The sequence below is a fragment of the Chromobacterium sp. HL1 genome (genome assembly GCF_057418835.1).
Genome location: NZ_CP162399.1, coordinates 4,932,009 through 4,947,776 on the forward strand (window position 1 = coordinate 4,932,009; position 15,768 = coordinate 4,947,776).

The following is a 15,768-nucleotide window of genomic DNA, read 5'->3' on the forward strand; positions in this document are numbered from 1 at the left end:
CTTGCCTGCAAAGACTTGCCTTACGTGAATTCCATCAATCTGAAGAATGTGGTCTGTGAAATGAGTAATAAAGCATCTGAAGCAAAGCGTTTGTCCTCGCCCTCCCTGGCCTTGAGCGCATTGAGCCTGGCCGTGGCCTGTTCCTGGTCCGCCTTGGCGAGCGCCGACACGATCTCCAGCGTCGGCAGCAATAATGTTTACGGCGCGGGTTCGGTGGACCCGGCGGTGGCGAGCAACAGCAATAACTCCATCTATGGCGTGGGCGCCGGCAGCAATATGAACGGCACCAACAACTCGGCCTTTGGCGCCGCTGCCGGCGTGAATGTGACGGGGAGTTACAACTCCTCGATCGGTCAGAACGCGGGCACCAATGTGCAGGGCAACAATAACGCTTTCATGGGCAACGACTCCGGCTACAACGTGACCGGCGACGCCAACGTGGGCACCGGCATCAACACCATCCGCAACGTCACCGGCACCGGCAACACCGGCAGCGGGGCCAATGCGGCCCAAGACATCCAGGGCGATTTCAACGCCGGCCTGGGCAACAACTCCAACCGCAACGTCACCGGCAGCTACAACACCAGCAGCGGCACCTTCTCCGGCTGGAACATCAAGGGCAGCAACAATACCGCCAACGGCGCGAATGCCGGCAGCAATGTCACGGGGGACAACAATACCGCGGTGGGCAGCTATGCCGGGCGCGGCGTGACCGGCAGCGGCAATTTCGCCGCCGGCAACCAGGCCGGCCAGAATGTGTCCGGCAGCAATAATGTGGCCATCGGCAATCATGCCGGCTCCAACACCAATGCCAGCAATGCGGTGGCGGTGGGCGACAATGCCGCCGCCAACGCCAACAATGCGCTGGCGCTGGGCAGCAACGCCCAGGCCAGCAACGTCAACGACGTCGCCTTGGGCGCCAACAGCCGGACCGCGGCGGCCAATCCCACCGCCAGCGGCGTGGTGGACGGCGTAACCTACAGCTACGCCGGCGCGGCCCCTTCCAGCGTGGTGAGCGTGGGCAGCGCGGGCAATGAGCGTCAAATCAGCAATGTCGCCGCCGGCCGGGTGAGCGGGACCAGCACCGACGCGGTGAACGGCAGCCAGCTGAACGCGACCAACCAGGCGGTGCAGCGGGTGAGCGCCAAGGTGGACAACGCCGGCGCCGGAACCGCGGCGGCCTTGGGCGGCGGCGCGTCCTACAACGCTCAGACCGGCGCGGTGAACGGTCCGAACTACACCGTTTACGGCAATACCGTGAACAATGTCGGCGATGCGATCGACCGGCTGCAGAAAAGCGGGCCGGTGCAGTATTCCGATCCCAGCGGCCGGACGACGACGACAAGCGCCGGCAACGACGTCACCCTAGTGGGCGGGGACGGCGGCAGGCCGGTGACCATCCACAATGTGGCGGCGGGCGCGCAGGGCACGGACGCGGTGAACGTGGACCAGCTGAATGCGGCCAACTTCAACAATCAGCAGCAATTCAAGCAGCTCAGGTCCGATCTGTCCGATACGCGCCGCGACGCGCTGGGCGCGGCGGCCGGCGCGATGGCGATGGCCGGCCTGCCGCAGGCATTCCTGCCCGGCAAGAGCATGTTGGCCGTGGCCACGGCTACCACCGGCGGCGAGTCCGCCATCGCGGTGGGCTTGTCCTCGCTGTCCGACAACGGCCGCTGGGTGGTGAAGTTCTCCGGCTCCACCAATACCCGCGGTCAGGGCGGCGCCAGCCTGGGCGCGGGCTTTCAGTGGTAAGCGGCAGGCAAGATCAATCAGCTGATAGTGAATGAGATAGATGATGAAACAAGCGATATTCGGCGGCGCTTTCCGCTGCCTGCTGCTGGCGGCCGCCGGCGCGGCTTTGATGGGTTGCGGCAGCAGCCGCCTGAGCAAGATCACCGACGACGGCCATCTGGCCGAACAGGCCAGTCCGGTCTGGCCCGGCATTGAAGACAACCGCTGGCAGCCGGAAGGCAGCGTGCCCAATCCGGACAATCTGGCCAAGGTGCAGCCGGGCCTGAGCAAGGAACAGGTTTACGGCCTGATCGGCCGCCCGCATTTCGCCGAAGGGATGATCGATGTGCGGGAGTGGGATTATGTGCTGAACCTGAGCCCCAAGGACGGCGGGCAAGCCCGGGCTTGTCAGTACAAGCTGCTGTTCGACAAGCGGATGAAGCTGGCTTCGGTGATCTGGCGGCAGGAAGCCTGCGCCAAGATCGCATCCTAAAGTCGGATCCGACGCCGGAACCACGAAACGAAGCGCCTTGACCGGCGTTTCGTTTTTTTTTTGCGCACAGTCCTTGCTGAGCGCGGCGCAAAAAAACGCGCGGCCCAGAGGCCGCGCGTTGTTTGCAGGAACGAACCGCGCTTATTTCAGATCGAAGCGGTCCAGATTCATCACCTTGTTCCAGGCGGCGACGAAGTCGCGGACAAACTTCTGCTGCGCATCGTTTTGAGCGTAGACCTCGGCCAGCGCCCGCAGCTGCGAGTTGGAGCCGAACACCAGGTCCACCCGGCTGCCGGTCCACTTGAGCGCGCCGGTTTTGCGGTCGCGGCCTTCGTACAGCTCATTGGCGCTGGAAGCCGGCTGCCAGGCCACGTTCATATCGAGCAGGTTGACGAAGAAGTCGTTGCTCAATACGCCCGGACGAGCGGTGAACACGCCGTGCGGCGCCTGATCCGCATTGGCGCCCAGCACGCGCAGGCCGCCCACCAGCACGGTCATTTCCGGCGCGCTCAGCGTCAGCAGCTGGGCTTTGTCCACCAGCAGCGCCTCCGCGGGCAAGGAATAAGCCTGTTTCTGATAATTGCGGAAACCGTCCGCCTGCGGCTCCAGCACGCTGAAGGATTCCACGTCGGTCTGTTCCTGGCTGGCGTCGGTCCGGCCCGGCGCAAACGGCACGCTGACCTTGTGGCCGCCGGCCTGGGCGGCCGCTTCCACCGCCGCGCCGCCGGCCAGTACGATCAGGTCGGCCAGCGACACTTGCTTGCCGCCGCTCTGCGCGGCGTTGAAGTCCTGGCGGATGGCCTCCAGCGCTTTCAGCACGCGGGCCAATTGCGCCGGCTGGTTCACCGCCCAGTCTTTTTGCGGGGCCAGGCGGATGCGGGCGCCGTTGGCGCCGCCGCGCTTGTCCGATCCGCGGAAGCTGGAGGCGGAGGCCCAGGCGGTGGCCACCAGTTCGCTGACCGACAGGCCGGAGGCCAACACCTTGGCCTTGAGCGCGGCGATGTCCGCGTCGTTGATCAGCGGTTGACAGGCCGCCGGCAGCGGGTCTTGCCAGATCAGGTCTTCGGCCGGCACTTCCGGCCCCAGGTAGCGGGCCTTGGGCCCCATATCGCGGTGGGTCAGCTTGAACCAGGCGCGGGCGAAGGCGTCGGCGAAGGCGGCCGGGTTTTGATGGAAGCGGCGGGCGATGGGCTCGTAGATCGGGTCGAAGCGCAGCGACAGATCGGCGGTGGTCATCATCGGCGGGTGTTTCTTCGCCGGGTTGTGAGCGTCCGGGATCAGGTGTTCCGGTTTGACGTTCTTGGCCACCCACTGATGGGCGCCGGCCGGGCTCTTGGTCAGCTCCCAGTCGTAGCCGAACAAGGTGTCGAAATAGCCGTTGTCCCACTGCGTCGGATTGGGTTTCCACGCGCCCTCGATGCCGCTGGTGGTGGTGTGTTCGCCCTTGCCGTCGCCCAAGCGGTTGATCCAGCCCAGGCCTTGCGCTTCCAGCGGCGCGGCCTCCGGCTCCGGGCCCACCAAGGCCGGATCGCCGGCGCCGTGGGCTTTGCCGAAGGTATGGCCGCCGGCCACCAGGGCCACGGTTTCTTCATCGTTCATCGCCATGCGGGCGAAGGTTTCGCGCACGTCGCGGCCGGAAGCCAGCGGATCCGGATTGCCGTCCGGGCCTTCCGGGTTCACGTAGATCAAGCCCATCTGCACCGCAGCCAGCGGGTTGTCCAGCTGGCGGTCGCCGGAGTAGCGGCTGTTGGCCTCGGCGCTGGTGGCCAGCCATTTGGTTTCCGCGCCCCAGTAAACGTCTTCTTCCGGCTGCCAGATGTCCTGACGGCCGCCGCCGAAACCAAAGGTTTTGAAGCCCATGGATTCCAGCGCCACGTTGCCGGCCAGGATCATCAGGTCGGCCCAGGAAATCTGCTTGCCGTATTTTTGCTTGATCGGCCACAGCAGACGGCGCGCCTTGTCCAGGTTGCCGTTGTCCGGCCAGCTGTTGAGCGGAGCGAAGCGCTGATTGCCGGTGCCGGCGCCGCCGCGGCCGTCGGCGGTGCGGTAGGTGCCGGCGTCGTGCCAGGCCATGCGGATGAACAGGCCGCCGTAATGGCCCCAGTCGGCCGGCCACCAGTCCTGAGAGGTGGTCATCAGCGCCTTGAGGTCGTTTTTCAGCGTGGGGTAGTCCAGCTGTTGGAAGGCGGCGGGGTAGTCGAAGTCCGGGTCCAGCGGATTGGAGGCCGGGGCGTGCTGGTGCAGGATGTTGAGGTTGAGCTGGTTGGGCCACCAGTCGCGGTTGGATTGGGCGTTGACCACGGCCGGATTGCCGGTGGCGTGATGGAACGGGCACTTGGACGCGCTGCTCATGACAGACTCCTTAGGTCAAGGTGTTCAATGACTTGCTGGGATCAGCTTAGTGAAGCTTGCCGCGGGAAGCCATTGAGCAATTTCAATCAGCTCTATGGCTTCCGTCAATCAATCATGCTTTGGCGATAGTTAGTTCATTGGGCGCGCCGCATAGTTCCTGGGCTTGGGAATTAAGGCGCGGCTTCAACGCCCTTGTCTACAATCCCGCGGAAGTACAGCGGACCATGAGCAGGCTCTCCGAGCCTGTTTAAAGTCTCGCGAGCAAGGGCGAGACAAGGCGAAAACAGCTGAGGAAGCGGAATGTACGCGTGGTACATGAGCATTTCGAAGGTGTTTTCAACGTCGAATCGCTGAAGCGCAGCAGACTTTGAACAGGTTCTAAGGGTGTGAAAGGCGTGGGCGGATGGTTAGAGGACGCGCTCGCGCTCATGCGCCAGGAGCCAGGCCTTGCGCTCCAGCCCCCCGCCGTAGCCGGTGAGCGCGCCGTCTTTGCCCAGCACGCGGTGGCAGGGGACGATGATGGAGAGGCGGTTGGCGCCGTTGGCGGCGGCCACGGCGCGGACGGATTGCGGGCGGCCCAGCCTTGCGGCCTGTTCCTGATAGCTGCGGGTGCGGCCGTAGGGCACGCTCAGCAGCAATCGCCAGACCGCCTGCTGGAAGGCGGTGCCGGGCAGGTGCAGCGCCACGTCGAAATCGCGGCGCGAGCCGGCGAAGTACTCGCCGATCTCGCGTTCGGCCTGGCGCAATAGCGGGCTGTCGCCGTCGGCGATCTCGGCGGACAGCAGGCGGCGCAGCGCCGCCAGCTCCGCGTCCACGATGGGCCGGTCGGTGAACTCCAGCAGGCACAGGCCATCCTGGCTGGCGCAGGCGATCATGGCGCCGAGCGGGGTGTCGAAGCGGCGCAAGAGCAGCGGCCCGGCCTGGCGGGCGGCATGGACGTGAATCGCTTGGGGCATGGTTAAGCCGGCTTACTCGCCGTTGCCGGCCGCGTCCGGCTCGGCCGGCACCAGCTGCAGCAAGTCGCCCGGCTGGCAGTCCAGATACAGACAGATCGCCTCCAGGGTGGAGAGCCGGAAGCCCTTGACCTTGCCTTGCTTCAGCAGCGACAGGTTTTGCTCGGTGATGCCGATGGCCTGGGCCAGGTCCTTGGATTTGACCTTGCGCTGGACGAGCAGCATGTCCAGATGGATTTTGATGGGCATGTGTCGCTTTCAGATGAATTGCTTATTTTCGCACGCCAGCGCAATGCCTTCTCGCTGAATGCGCGCAATGATCATGACCACCGCGGCAATGAACAGGCTTTCCAGGTTTTCGGTGTGGAAGCTGACGGCGATCAGCCGCTGTCCCTCCGGCCGCATCATGGTCAGCCAGGCGCTGATCATCGGTTGGGAGACGAGGTCCGCCAGCACCCAGAGCGCCACGCTGGAACCCACCTTGGATAATAAGGACGCGGAGCGTTCCGTAAAGTATTCCCTGCGCGCATAGAGCTTGAACAAGCGGTGCAAGGCATACAGGCCTTGGGCCAGGATCAGCAGCGGGATGCAAGACAGGACCGCGCCGCCGGCGCGTTGCCACAGCGGCAAGCTAGGGAGATCGAACTCGCTTGAGCCGTAAAACCCTCTGACGGTGTCAACCGTGACGGTCAAGCCGGCGTCGATGATGGACTTGGGAAAGAGCCAGAACAGGATGTCCAGCAGCAGCATGGCGCCAATGCCCAAGACGGTGATGTAGGCCATGGCGGCGCAATAGCGGCTCAATCGCGTGGAGTTCATGAGGGTTCCTTGTGACGGGTTGGAAAGACAATGAGGCCGGAATTACTAAAGTATCGCAAAACAATTATTTTTTATTGTAAAACGATCATTTTTTGCTGTGCAAGTTTGATTTGCATGCTGTTGCGGCAAGCACACGGCTCGGGCCCGCCGCCGTGCGGCGCGCGGTGAGCCCTCAAGCCTGGCTGGGCGCGGCTTTTGGATTGTTTGGAGGCGTGTTGCGTAGAAGATACATATGGAACGACAAATTATTATCGTTTAACAATAATTAGTTTATGTAATACAGTCATCGTCTTTTGCGCGGAGGCGGACCGCCCTCGCGCGCTGTCTCAAACCCTGCCCAGCGTGTTTAGGCGCCGGAGCAAAGAAAGAGCCTGGACGATGAGCGATGCAAATCAAGCGAGCGGCGCGCCGGAGCCCCCGCCTGGGCGGGCGGCCGCATGGCCGGCGCCGGCCCGTGTTTAAGACCTTGGGCCGCGGCCGGCGCGCGCGCCTGCTGTGCGTCTTGCTGGTGTGGGGGCTGGCGGCCTGCAGAGGAGAGGGCGCCGGCTTGAGAGCGGCGATGTCGCGGCCGTTTCAGGCCTTGACCGCGCTGGCGCGCGGTCCGGCGGGTTCAGCGGTCTATCCGCGTGGTCATCAGGATGGCGGTGCTGGTGCGCTCCACGCCGTCCAGCGCGCCGATGCGGTCGATCAGCCCGTCCAGCTCGGCCACGCCGGCGGCCTCCACGCCGGCGATGAAGTCGTAGACGCCGCTGACCGAGTGCAGGGTGCGGACCTGGGGCAGCCGGCGCAAGGCGCTTTCAATCGACGGGCTCAGCCGCGGCTCGGCGGCGATCATCACCAGCGCGCGCACTTGGGCGGCGTCGTGGGCGGCGCTGGTGCGCACGCTGTAGCCCAGGATCACGCCGCCGCGCTCCAGTCTTTCGATGCGGCTTTGCACCGTGGTGCGGGACAGGCCCAGCCGGCGCGCCAGTTCCGCGGTGGGCGCGCGGGCGTTTTCGCGCAGCAGCGCGAGCAATTGCTGATCGGTGGCGTCCATGGCGGCTCCGTGCGGGGTGGGCGATTTGGCGCTATGCCGGACTTTTCGTCAATCCGATCAATAATATCCGACAGTTCGTCGCTATGCGCGCTGCAATTTGCCGAACTTGATTCGAGAATGAGGCTTCCCCTGAGACGAGGAGCGAAGCGATGCGGGATGCGATCATTGTGGGCGGCGGCCACAACGGCCTGGTGTGCGCCCATTACCTGGCGCGGGCCGGGCTGAAGGTGACAGTGCTGGAACGGCGCGGCGTGGTGGGCGGCGCGGCAGTGACCGAGGAATTCCATCCCGGCTTCCGCAACTCGGTGGCCGCCTACACGGTGTCGCTGCTCAATCCCAAGGTGAGCCGCGACATGGAGCTGGCGCGTCACGGCCTGAAGGTGGTGGAGCGGCCCTTGTCCAACTTCCTGCCGCTGGACGACGGGGGCTATCTGAAAGTGGGGCCGGGCCGCACCGCGGCCGAAGTGGCGCGTTTTTCGCACCGCGACGCCGAGCGGTTGGACGATTACGCGCGGCATCTGGACGCCGCCGCCGAGCTGCTGCGCGAGCTGGTGCTGCAAACGCCGCCCAATGCGGTGGCGGGCGGCTGGCTGAACGCCTTGCCGGAGCTGCTCAAGGCCGGCCGGCTGGGGCGGCGGCTGGGCAAGCTGGAACGGGCGCAGCAACGCGAATTGCTGGACCTGTTCACCAAGTCCGCCGGCGATTATCTGGACGGCTGGTTCGACAGCGATCCGATCAAGGCGGTTTACGGCTTCGACAGCGTGGTGGGCAACTACGCCAGCCCGTACGCGCCGGGTTCGGCCTATGTCCTGCTGCACCATGTGTTCGGCGAGGTCAACGGCCGCAAAGGCGCGTGGGGCCACGCGCTGGGCGGCATGGGCGCCATCACCCAGGCCATGGCCCGCTCGGCGCGCGAGCGCGGCGCGGAGATCCGCATCGACAGCGCGGTGCGCGAAGTGCTGCTGGACAAGGGCCGGGCGGTGGGCGTGGTGACGGACCGCGGCGAGCGGCTGGACGCGCGCGTGGTGGTGTCCAATCTCAATCCGCGGCTGCTCTATACCCAGTTGCTGGACCCGGCGGCGCTGCCGGCGGATTTCCTGCGTAGGATGCAGAGCTGGCGCTGCGGCTCCGGCACCTTCCGCATGAACGTGGCCCTGTCCGAGCTGCCGGATTTCAGCTGTCTGCCGGGCAAGGCGCAGGCGGAGCACCACGGCAGCGGCATCATCATCGCGCCCAGCCTGGCCTATATGGAGCGCGCTTATCACGACGCGCGCGAACGCGGCTGGTCCGGCCGGCCCATCGTGGAAGTGCTGATCCCGTCCACGCTGGACCCGTCCTTGGCGCCGCCGGGCCAACACGTGGCCAGCCTGTTTTGCCAGCACGTGGCGCCGCAATTGCCGGACGGCGCCAGCTGGGACGATCACCGCGAAGAAGTGGCGGACCTGATGATAGACACCGTCGCCCGCTACGCGCCCAATTTCAAGGGCGCGGTGCTGGGGCGGCAGATCATGAGCCCGCTGGATCTGGAGCGCACCTTCGGCCTGGTGGGCGGCGACATTTTCCACGGCGCGCTGGGCCTGGATCAGCTGTTCTCGGCGCGGCCCATGCTGGGTCACGCCGATTACCGCGGCCCCATTCCCGGCCTGTACACCTGCGGCGCCGGCGCTCACCCCGGCGGCGGCGTCACCGGCGCGCCCGGCCACAACGCGGCGCGCGAGGTGCTGCGCGATCTGGGGCGCCGCATGGCCTGAGCGCCAGGCAAAAAAAAAGCCCGCGGCGCGAGCCGACGGGCCAAAGGGCTATCAAGAGGGAATCAGTAGAAGCGGTAATCCAGGGTCAGGCCGACGGTGCGCGGCGCGCCGACCACGCCCAGATTGTTGCCGCGCGCCGGCAGCTGCGCGTACAGCACGCCCTGGTTGCCCAGATTGTTGATGTAGCCGCGCACCGTCCAGGCGGCGCTTTCGTAGCCGGCGTTGAGGTTGGCCACGGTGTAGTCGCCGGCGGTGCGGCTGCGTTCATTGTTGATGTCGGAGTAGTAAGACCCCACGCGGTTCAGGCTGCCGCCGACGAACAGGCCGTGATCCAGCCGCTGTTTGAAGCCCAGGTTCACCGTCAGATGGGGCGCGTAGTTGAATTGATTGCCCTGGATGCCGGGGTTGGCGGCGTCGCTCTGAGTCACCTTGGTGTTCAGCAGACCCAGGCCGGCGCTCAGCGTCAGCCGCGGCGTGGCCCGCGCCTTGGTTTCCAGCTCTAGGCCGTAGCTTTCGCCCTTGGGAATATTGGTGAAGCGCGAGCCCAGGATGGCCTGGTAGCCGGTGTACTGGTTGAAGAAGGCGTTGACGTTGAGGCTGAGACGCTGCTCCAGGAAGCTGGAGCGGCTGCTGGCCTCGTAGGCGGTGACTTCTTCCTTGTTGTAGGTGTAGTACTCGTTGTTGTTGTCCAGGCCGGAGCCGCCGGCGTTGTAGCCTTTGCGCACCGAGAAGCCCAGCGTGGTGTCCGGGCTGTATTTGTAGCTGAGGCCGGCCTTGGGCAGGAACAGCGTTTCGCCGATATCGAAGTCGGCGCGGGCCTGCTTGGGCATGCCCGGCTGCAGCGTGGTGTTGCGGCGCTGCGTCTCCCGCTCCACGCGGCTGCCCAGATTGAGGCTCCAGCGTTCGTTCAGCGCCAGCGTGGCCTCGCCGTAGACGGCCAGGGTTTTCAGCTTGTCCTTGGCCGCCACGCGCGGCGCCGCGTTCATGTCCTGATCCCTATCGTAGTAATACGCGCCCACCACGCCGCTGAGCGCGCCGTTTTGCGGCGCATAGCTCAGCCGCGCCTCGGCGGTATTGCTCTTCTCATCCAGCCGCATGCGGAAATCGCTGCTGTCCACGAAGGCGCTGACGTTGTCGGCGTGGCCCAGCAACAACTGGGCGCTCCAGGCGTCGTTGAACTGGTATTGCAGATCGGTGCTGACGGTGTTGTTGAAGGAGTCCTGATAACGCGCCTCGGTGGACAGGCGGTGGTATTGGTAATCGAAGTAATTGCCGTCCACATAGTTCAGGTATTCGCCCTTGTTCTTGCGGTGCGACACCGTCAGCTTGGCGCTGAAGCCGGGCAGGGCGCCGGGCTTCCACAGCAGTTTGCCGCGCGCGCTGCTGTGCTTGAGGTCGGACGGGTCCCACGGCGTGTTGCCGCCCGGATAATTGACGTAGCTGTGGCCGTTCAGGCCTTCGGCGGCGATGCGGAAGGCCAGCTCCTCGGTGATCGGCCCGGACACCATGCCGGCCAGCGTGGCCTTGCCGTTCTTGTTTTCGTAGCCGGCACGCAGCGCGCCCTCCCAATCGAAGCTGGGGTCCTTGGTGTTGATCACCACGGCGCCGGCCAGCGTATTGCGGCCCTGAGTGGTGGACTGCGGGCCGCGCAGCACTTCTATCTGTTCCACGTCCCAGGGGCTGGCGTCCACGTAACGCTGGCCGTTCCAGCTTTCCGGCATGCCGTCCACCGTGGTGCTGACCCGCGGGCGGGAGCCGGAAACCAGGGTGTTGTAGCCGGTGCCGGGGCCGGTGCCTTCCACGCCGCGGATATTGACGATGCCGGCGCCGTTGCTGCTGGCGTTGGGCGTGGCGGCCACGCTGTCGTACACCGATTTGTCGCCGCCGTGATCCATGTCGCGGATCACCGTCACCGCGGTGCTGGTGTCCTTCAGCGAGCGTTTGAGCTTTTCACCGGTGACGGTGACCGTAGGCAGCGCGGTTTGCTGGTCCTGAGCGTCGGGCGCCGCCAGCGCCGCGTGCGAGAGCGTCAGGCCGCCGATGCCGGCCAGCGCCAGCCGGGCGGACAGGGCAAGGGGAAGGCGTTTCAGATTGTGTTCCATCGTGCTGCGATTCCTGTTTTTTTTGTGCGTGACTCGAGATCGGCGCGCTTCTGAAGTTCGGCGGCGTCGTCTGGCTGGCGAGGAATCGTTGGCTACTGCGGCGAGGGGAACGAGGAGCGCGGACGGCCCTTGCGGGTCGTTGCGATCACCAGGGGCAAATGATAGTATTTCTCATTCGCATTATGCAAATAAGGTGCGAACATTCTTGCTCAAGCACCGCGGAAAACGCCAGGAAACAAGATGCAGACAATGGAAGAAACGGCGTGGAATCAACACGCTGCGCGCAGTGCGGCTTGCTTGCAACACCCCGAGGCGGGCCAGCCGGCCTGGTGGGAGCGTCTGGCCACCGTGGGCGCGCCGCTCACCGAACGCCTGCCGGACGGCAGCGTATGCGTGACCTTCCTCTGGCGGGACCCCAACGGACCCGCCGCCCGTTCTCCGCTGGCCCGCGTCTACGTGGACGTCAATTCCGTCACCGATCACCATCGCGCCCAGCCGCAGTCGCTGGCGCGGCTGGGCGACACCGACGTCTGGTGGTGGCAGACCGAGCTGCCGGCCAACTGGCGCGGCAGCTACGCCTATATTCCGGTCACCGCCGAGCAGGCCCCGCCGGCGCCGGACGCCGACGCGCGCGCCAGCCGGCTGCGCCACCGCCAATGGTGGCTGGACATCATGAGCCGGGCGGCGGCGGACCCGCTCAACCCCCGCGCCGGCTATGTCAGCAGCTGGGGCGCGCCCTTGTCCGCGCTGCACCTGGACGCGGCGCCGGACCAGCATGCCTGGCAAGCCTGGGATCTGCGCCGCCAGGGCGCGGACCCGGCGCGGCTGAGCGTGATCCAGTGGGACAGCGCGCGGCTGGGCAAGACGCGCAGGGTCTGGCTGTACCAAACCGGCGCGCTGCTGGCCAAGGAGCGCGGCGAGCGGCCGCTGGCCATTTTGCTGGACGGCCAGCATTGGGCCGAGCGCATGCCGGTGTTCGCCGCGCTGGACGCGGACACCCGGCGCGGCCGGCTGCCGCCGGCGGTTTATCTCTTGGTGGACGTTATCGACAACCGGCATCGGGAGCAGGACCTGCCCTGCAACGCCGATTTCTGGCTGGCGCTGCAACAGGAACTGCTGCCGCAGGCGGAGCGCGTCGCGCCGTTCTGCGCGCGGCCGGAACGCACGGTGGTGGCGGGGCAGAGCTACGGCGGCCTGGCGGCGATGTTCGCCGGCCTGCGCTGGCCGGAGCGCTTCGGCTGCGTGCTCAGCCAGTCCGGCTCCTTCTGGTGGCCTTACGTGGAACTGCACGAACGCGCCCGCGCCGTCAGCGAACGACGGCTGCCCGGCAGCCGCGGCCGGCTGACGGAACAACTGGAGGCCGGCGAACTGCCGCCGGGACGGCTGCGGGTTTATCAGGAAGTGGGCAGCCGCGAAGAAGTGATGCTGGACGTCAACGCCAGCCAGCGCGCGGCGCTGGAGCGCGCTGGCCATTGCGTGCGCTACCAGGCGTTCGAAGGCGGCCACGACTGGCTGTGCTGGCGCGGCGGCCTGCTGGACGGACTGGCCTGGCTGTGGCGGGAGCCGGCGGAAGGTTGAGCCGGCGGGAGGGGGCTGAACTCCGGTTCTCAAGCCCCGCGCGGAATCACCATCGGCGTATGGCTGACCGGATCGTCGATGATTAGGCAGCGCAGGCCGAACACCTGTTCGATCAAATCCGCGGTGACGATGTCGCGCGGCGCGCCCTCGGCCACGATGCGGCCGTCGCGCATCGCGATCAGATGGCTGGCGTAGCGACAGGCGTGGTTGATGTCGTGCAGCACCGCCACCAGTGTGCGGCCGCCGTCGCGGTTCAAGCGGCGGAACAACTCCAACAGCTCGATCTGATGCGCGATGTCCAGATAGGTGGTCGGCTCGTCCAGCAGCAGCAGCGGCGTTTGCTGCGCCAGCGCCATCGCCACCCACACCCGCTGGCGCTGGCCGCCGGACAATTCGTCCACCAGCCGGTCCGCCAGCGCGTCGGTGCCGGTGGCCGCCAGCGCCAGGCTCACCGCCTCCTCATCCTCCCGGCTCCATTGCCGCAACAGGCTCTGATGCGGGTAGCGCCCGCGCGCCACCAGGTCCGCCACGGCGATGCCGTCCGGCGCCACCGCGCTTTGCGGCAGCAAGCCCAGCTGCCGCGCCACCGTCTTGGCCGGGAAACTGTGGATGTCGCGGCCGTCCAGGCACACCTGGCCGGACAGCGGCTTCAACAGCCGGCTCAGGCTGCGCAGCAAGGTGGATTTGCCGCAGCCGTTGGGGCCGATGATCACGCTGAAGGAGCCGTCGGGGATCCGCACGTCCAACTGCTCGCAAATGGTGCGCTGGCGGTAGCCCAGCCGCAGGCGCTCGCCGCGCAGCCGCGGCAGGTCCGCGCCGGCCGCCGGCGCGGCGTCCAGTTTCAAATTCAGGGAAGTCACGGTTTTCGGGCTCCGGTTTGACGCAGCAACAGCCACAGCAGATACAGGCCGCCAATGCAGATGGTGACGACGCCCACCGGCAGCTGACGAGGATAGAAGAACTGCTGGGCGCCGTAATCCGCGGCCAGCAGCAAGAGCGCGCCGGTCCAGGCCGCGGTCAGCGGGCTGGTGGCCTGGGTGCGGCGCAGGCGCAGCGCGATTTGCGGCGCGGCCAGCGCGATGAAGGAAATCGGCCCGGCCGCGGCGGTGGCGGAAGCGATCAGCGCCACCCCCAGGCCCATCAGCCACAGCCGGGTGCGTTCCGCCGGCACGCCCAGCGCGCTGGCGCAGTCGTCGCCCATCTCCAGCAGGCGCATGCGCCGTTGCAGCGTCAGCGCCGCCGCCATCGCCAGCAGGCAGCACAGCGCGGAGGGCAGGCCCTTGTTCCAGGTCATGCCGTTGAGCGTGCCCGCCCCCCAGGTGGCCGCGCTCATCGCCGCCTCCAGGCTGGCGTTGATCAGCAGCCAGTGATTGAGCGCGCTCAGCATGGCGCTGACGGCGATGCCGACGATGATTAGGCGGAAGCCGTGCGCGCCTTGCCGCCAGGCCAGCAGATACACCAGGCCGGCGGACAGCAGGCCGCCGGCCAGCGCGCCGCCGGCGATCTGGAAATGGCCGCCGTTGAACAGGGTGATCACCACCAGCGCGCCGGTATAGGCGCCGGTGTTGAAGCCCACCACGTCCGGGCTGCCCAGCGGGTTGCGGATCAAGGACTGGAAAATCGCGCCGCTCATGCCCAGCGCCGCGCCCACCACCAAGGCCATCAATACCCGCGGCAGCCGCCATTGCTGCACCACCGCCACCTCCAGCCGGCCGCCCTGGCCCTGCAAGGCCTGCCACACTTGTTCCAGGCTCATGGGCAAGGCGCCGGCGCGCAAGCTCATCGCCGCCAGCGCCGCGCAGGCGGCGGCCAACAGCAAACAGGTCCACAGCCCGCCCAGCGCCAGCCGGCCGTTGCAGCGGCCGTCCGGGCTGCCCCAGCTCAACACCGCCGGCTTCACGAGCGGCCTCCGGGCGCGGCGTGGCGGCGCGCCAGCCAGATCAAGGCCGGCGCGCCGATGAAGGCGGTGACGATGGAGACCCGCAGCTCGCCCGGCGTCAGCAGGCGGCCGACGATGTCCGAGCTCAACAGCAGAATGGGGGCCAGCAGCAAGGTGAAGGGCAGGGTCCAGCGCAGATCGGCGCCGCCCAGCCAGCGGGCCAGATGGGGAATCATCAGGCCGATGAAGGCGATGGGGCCGGCCACGGCGGTGCTGGCGCCGCACAGCAGGGTGATGGCCAGCACCGCGCCGGCCTGGATCAGCAGCGGCCGGCCGCCCAGGCTCACCGCCAGATCGCTGCCCATGCCCAAAGTGTTCAAGGGCCGCGCCAGCAGCAGCGCCAGCAGGCCGCCAGCGGCGATGACCGGAGCCACCAGCGCCACCGGGGTCATGCTGCGCACGTCCAGCGTGCCGGCGTTCCAGTAGCGCAGCTGATTGAAGGCCAGCGGGTCCAGCAGGGTGATGGCGGTGGACAAGCCCATCAGCACCGCGCTGACGGCCACGCCGGCCAGCACGAAGCGCAGCGGGTCCATGCGGCGCCCGCGCGCGCCCACCGCGTACACCAGCAAGGTGGCGCCCAGCGCTCCGGCGGCGGCGCAGCCCAGATAGCCCAGCTGGCTGTCCACGCCCCAGGCCGCCACGCCCAGCACCATGGCGAAGCTGGCGCCGGCGTTGACGCCCAGCACGCCGGGGTCCGCCAGCGGATTGCGCGACAGCGCCTGGATCAGCGCGCCGGACAGGCCCAGCGCCGCGCCGGCCAGCAGGCCCAGCAGGGTGCGGGGCAAGCGGCCTTGCAGCACGATCACGCTGTCCGGATCGCCGCCGCCGTGCAGCAGGCTGCGCCATACGACGGAGGCCGGAATCGATTTGGCGCCCAGCATCAGGCTTAACAGGGCAATGGCCGCCAGCGCGGCCAGGCAGCACAGCAACAGAGTCAGGCGGCGGCTTGGCGGCGCCGTGGGCGCGAGCAGGGCCGAGGCGGGACGGATTGACATGATCAAATGCAAATGA

The 15,768-nt window shown here is 67.0% G+C and carries 13 protein-coding genes; 4 read left to right on the forward strand and 9 right to left on the reverse strand.

The features are described 5' to 3' along the window. Positions 1-90: 90 nt before the first annotated feature. Entirely contained in the window at positions 91-1,755 is a 1,665-nt protein-coding gene (locus AB1Z25_RS22635) for a YadA family autotransporter adhesin (protein ID WP_486636221.1), read from the forward strand. 43 nt (positions 1,756-1,798) lie between these two features. Continuing rightward, the gene (locus tag AB1Z25_RS22640; RefSeq protein ID WP_235085466.1) at positions 1,799-2,227 is read left to right on the forward strand and encodes an outer membrane protein assembly factor BamE; all 429 of its coding nucleotides are present in this window, start codon (positions 1,799-1,801) and stop codon (positions 2,225-2,227) included. Positions 2,228-2,368: 141 nt separating this feature from the next. Here AB1Z25_RS22640 and katG read toward each other — a convergent pair whose 3' ends face one another. The 5 genes from katG to AB1Z25_RS22665 all read right to left on the reverse strand — a co-directional run bounded on the left by katG (position 2,369) and on the right by AB1Z25_RS22665 (position 7,387). Then, a complete protein-coding gene (gene katG, locus AB1Z25_RS22645; protein WP_486636222.1) occupies positions 2,369-4,579 on the reverse strand; it encodes a catalase/peroxidase HPI in 2,211 nt (736 codons plus the stop codon). A 407-nt stretch (positions 4,580-4,986) separates the two neighbouring features. Next, positions 4,987-5,535 (reverse strand): methylated-DNA--[protein]-cysteine S-methyltransferase, encoded by a 549-nt coding sequence (locus AB1Z25_RS22650; protein WP_227105991.1) that lies wholly within the window; start codon positions 5,533-5,535, stop codon positions 4,987-4,989. A 12-nt stretch (positions 5,536-5,547) separates the two neighbouring features. After that, positions 5,548-5,781, reverse strand: a complete 234-nt coding sequence (locus tag AB1Z25_RS22655; RefSeq protein ID WP_107801404.1) for a helix-turn-helix domain-containing protein — start codon at positions 5,779-5,781, stop codon at positions 5,548-5,550. Between the two features lie 9 nt (positions 5,782-5,790). Further along, positions 5,791-6,351, reverse strand: a complete 561-nt coding sequence (locus AB1Z25_RS22660) for a DUF2975 domain-containing protein (protein ID WP_048415378.1) — start codon at positions 6,349-6,351, stop codon at positions 5,791-5,793. Positions 6,352-6,961: 610 nt separating this feature from the next. Continuing rightward, positions 6,962-7,387: an Lrp/AsnC family transcriptional regulator gene (locus tag AB1Z25_RS22665; protein ID WP_486636223.1), complete on the reverse strand. Its 426-nt coding sequence runs from the start codon at positions 7,385-7,387 to the stop codon at positions 6,962-6,964. A gap of 149 nt (positions 7,388-7,536) precedes the next feature. On the opposite strand from AB1Z25_RS22665, the gene AB1Z25_RS22670 reads away from it, so the two are divergent. Then, a complete protein-coding gene (locus AB1Z25_RS22670; RefSeq protein WP_486636224.1) occupies positions 7,537-9,138 on the forward strand; it encodes a phytoene desaturase family protein in 1,602 nt (533 codons plus the stop codon). 62 nt (positions 9,139-9,200) lie between these two features. On the opposite strand, the gene AB1Z25_RS22675 is transcribed toward AB1Z25_RS22670, so the two are convergent. Beyond that, positions 9,201-11,240, reverse strand: coding sequence for a TonB-dependent receptor (locus tag AB1Z25_RS22675; RefSeq protein ID WP_486636225.1), 2,040 nt, complete (start codon positions 11,238-11,240; stop codon positions 9,201-9,203). 240 nt (positions 11,241-11,480) lie between these two features. Here AB1Z25_RS22675 and fes point away from each other — a divergent pair, with 240 nt between their 5' ends. Continuing rightward, on the forward strand, positions 11,481-12,818 hold the full coding sequence (fes, locus tag AB1Z25_RS22680) for an enterochelin esterase (protein ID WP_486636226.1): 1,338 nt from the start codon (positions 11,481-11,483) through the stop codon (positions 12,816-12,818). A gap of 29 nt (positions 12,819-12,847) precedes the next feature. Here fes and AB1Z25_RS22685 read toward each other — a convergent pair whose 3' ends face one another. The 3 genes from AB1Z25_RS22685 to fepD are packed head-to-tail and all read right to left on the reverse strand — an operon-like array spanning position 12,848 to position 15,752. Next, positions 12,848-13,678 (reverse strand): ABC transporter ATP-binding protein, encoded by an 831-nt coding sequence (locus tag AB1Z25_RS22685; RefSeq protein ID WP_227106000.1) that lies wholly within the window; start codon positions 13,676-13,678, stop codon positions 12,848-12,850. Continuing rightward, a complete protein-coding gene (gene fepG / locus AB1Z25_RS22690) occupies positions 13,675-14,718 on the reverse strand; it encodes an iron-enterobactin ABC transporter permease (RefSeq protein WP_227106002.1) in 1,044 nt (347 codons plus the stop codon). The genes AB1Z25_RS22685 and fepG overlap by 4 nt, the downstream gene beginning before the upstream one ends. Beyond that, entirely contained in the window at positions 14,715-15,752 is a 1,038-nt protein-coding gene (gene fepD / locus AB1Z25_RS22695; protein WP_107802099.1) for a Fe(3+)-siderophore ABC transporter permease, read from the reverse strand. Before fepD ends, fepG begins: the two co-directional genes overlap by 4 nt. Positions 15,753-15,768 lie beyond the last annotated feature (16 nt).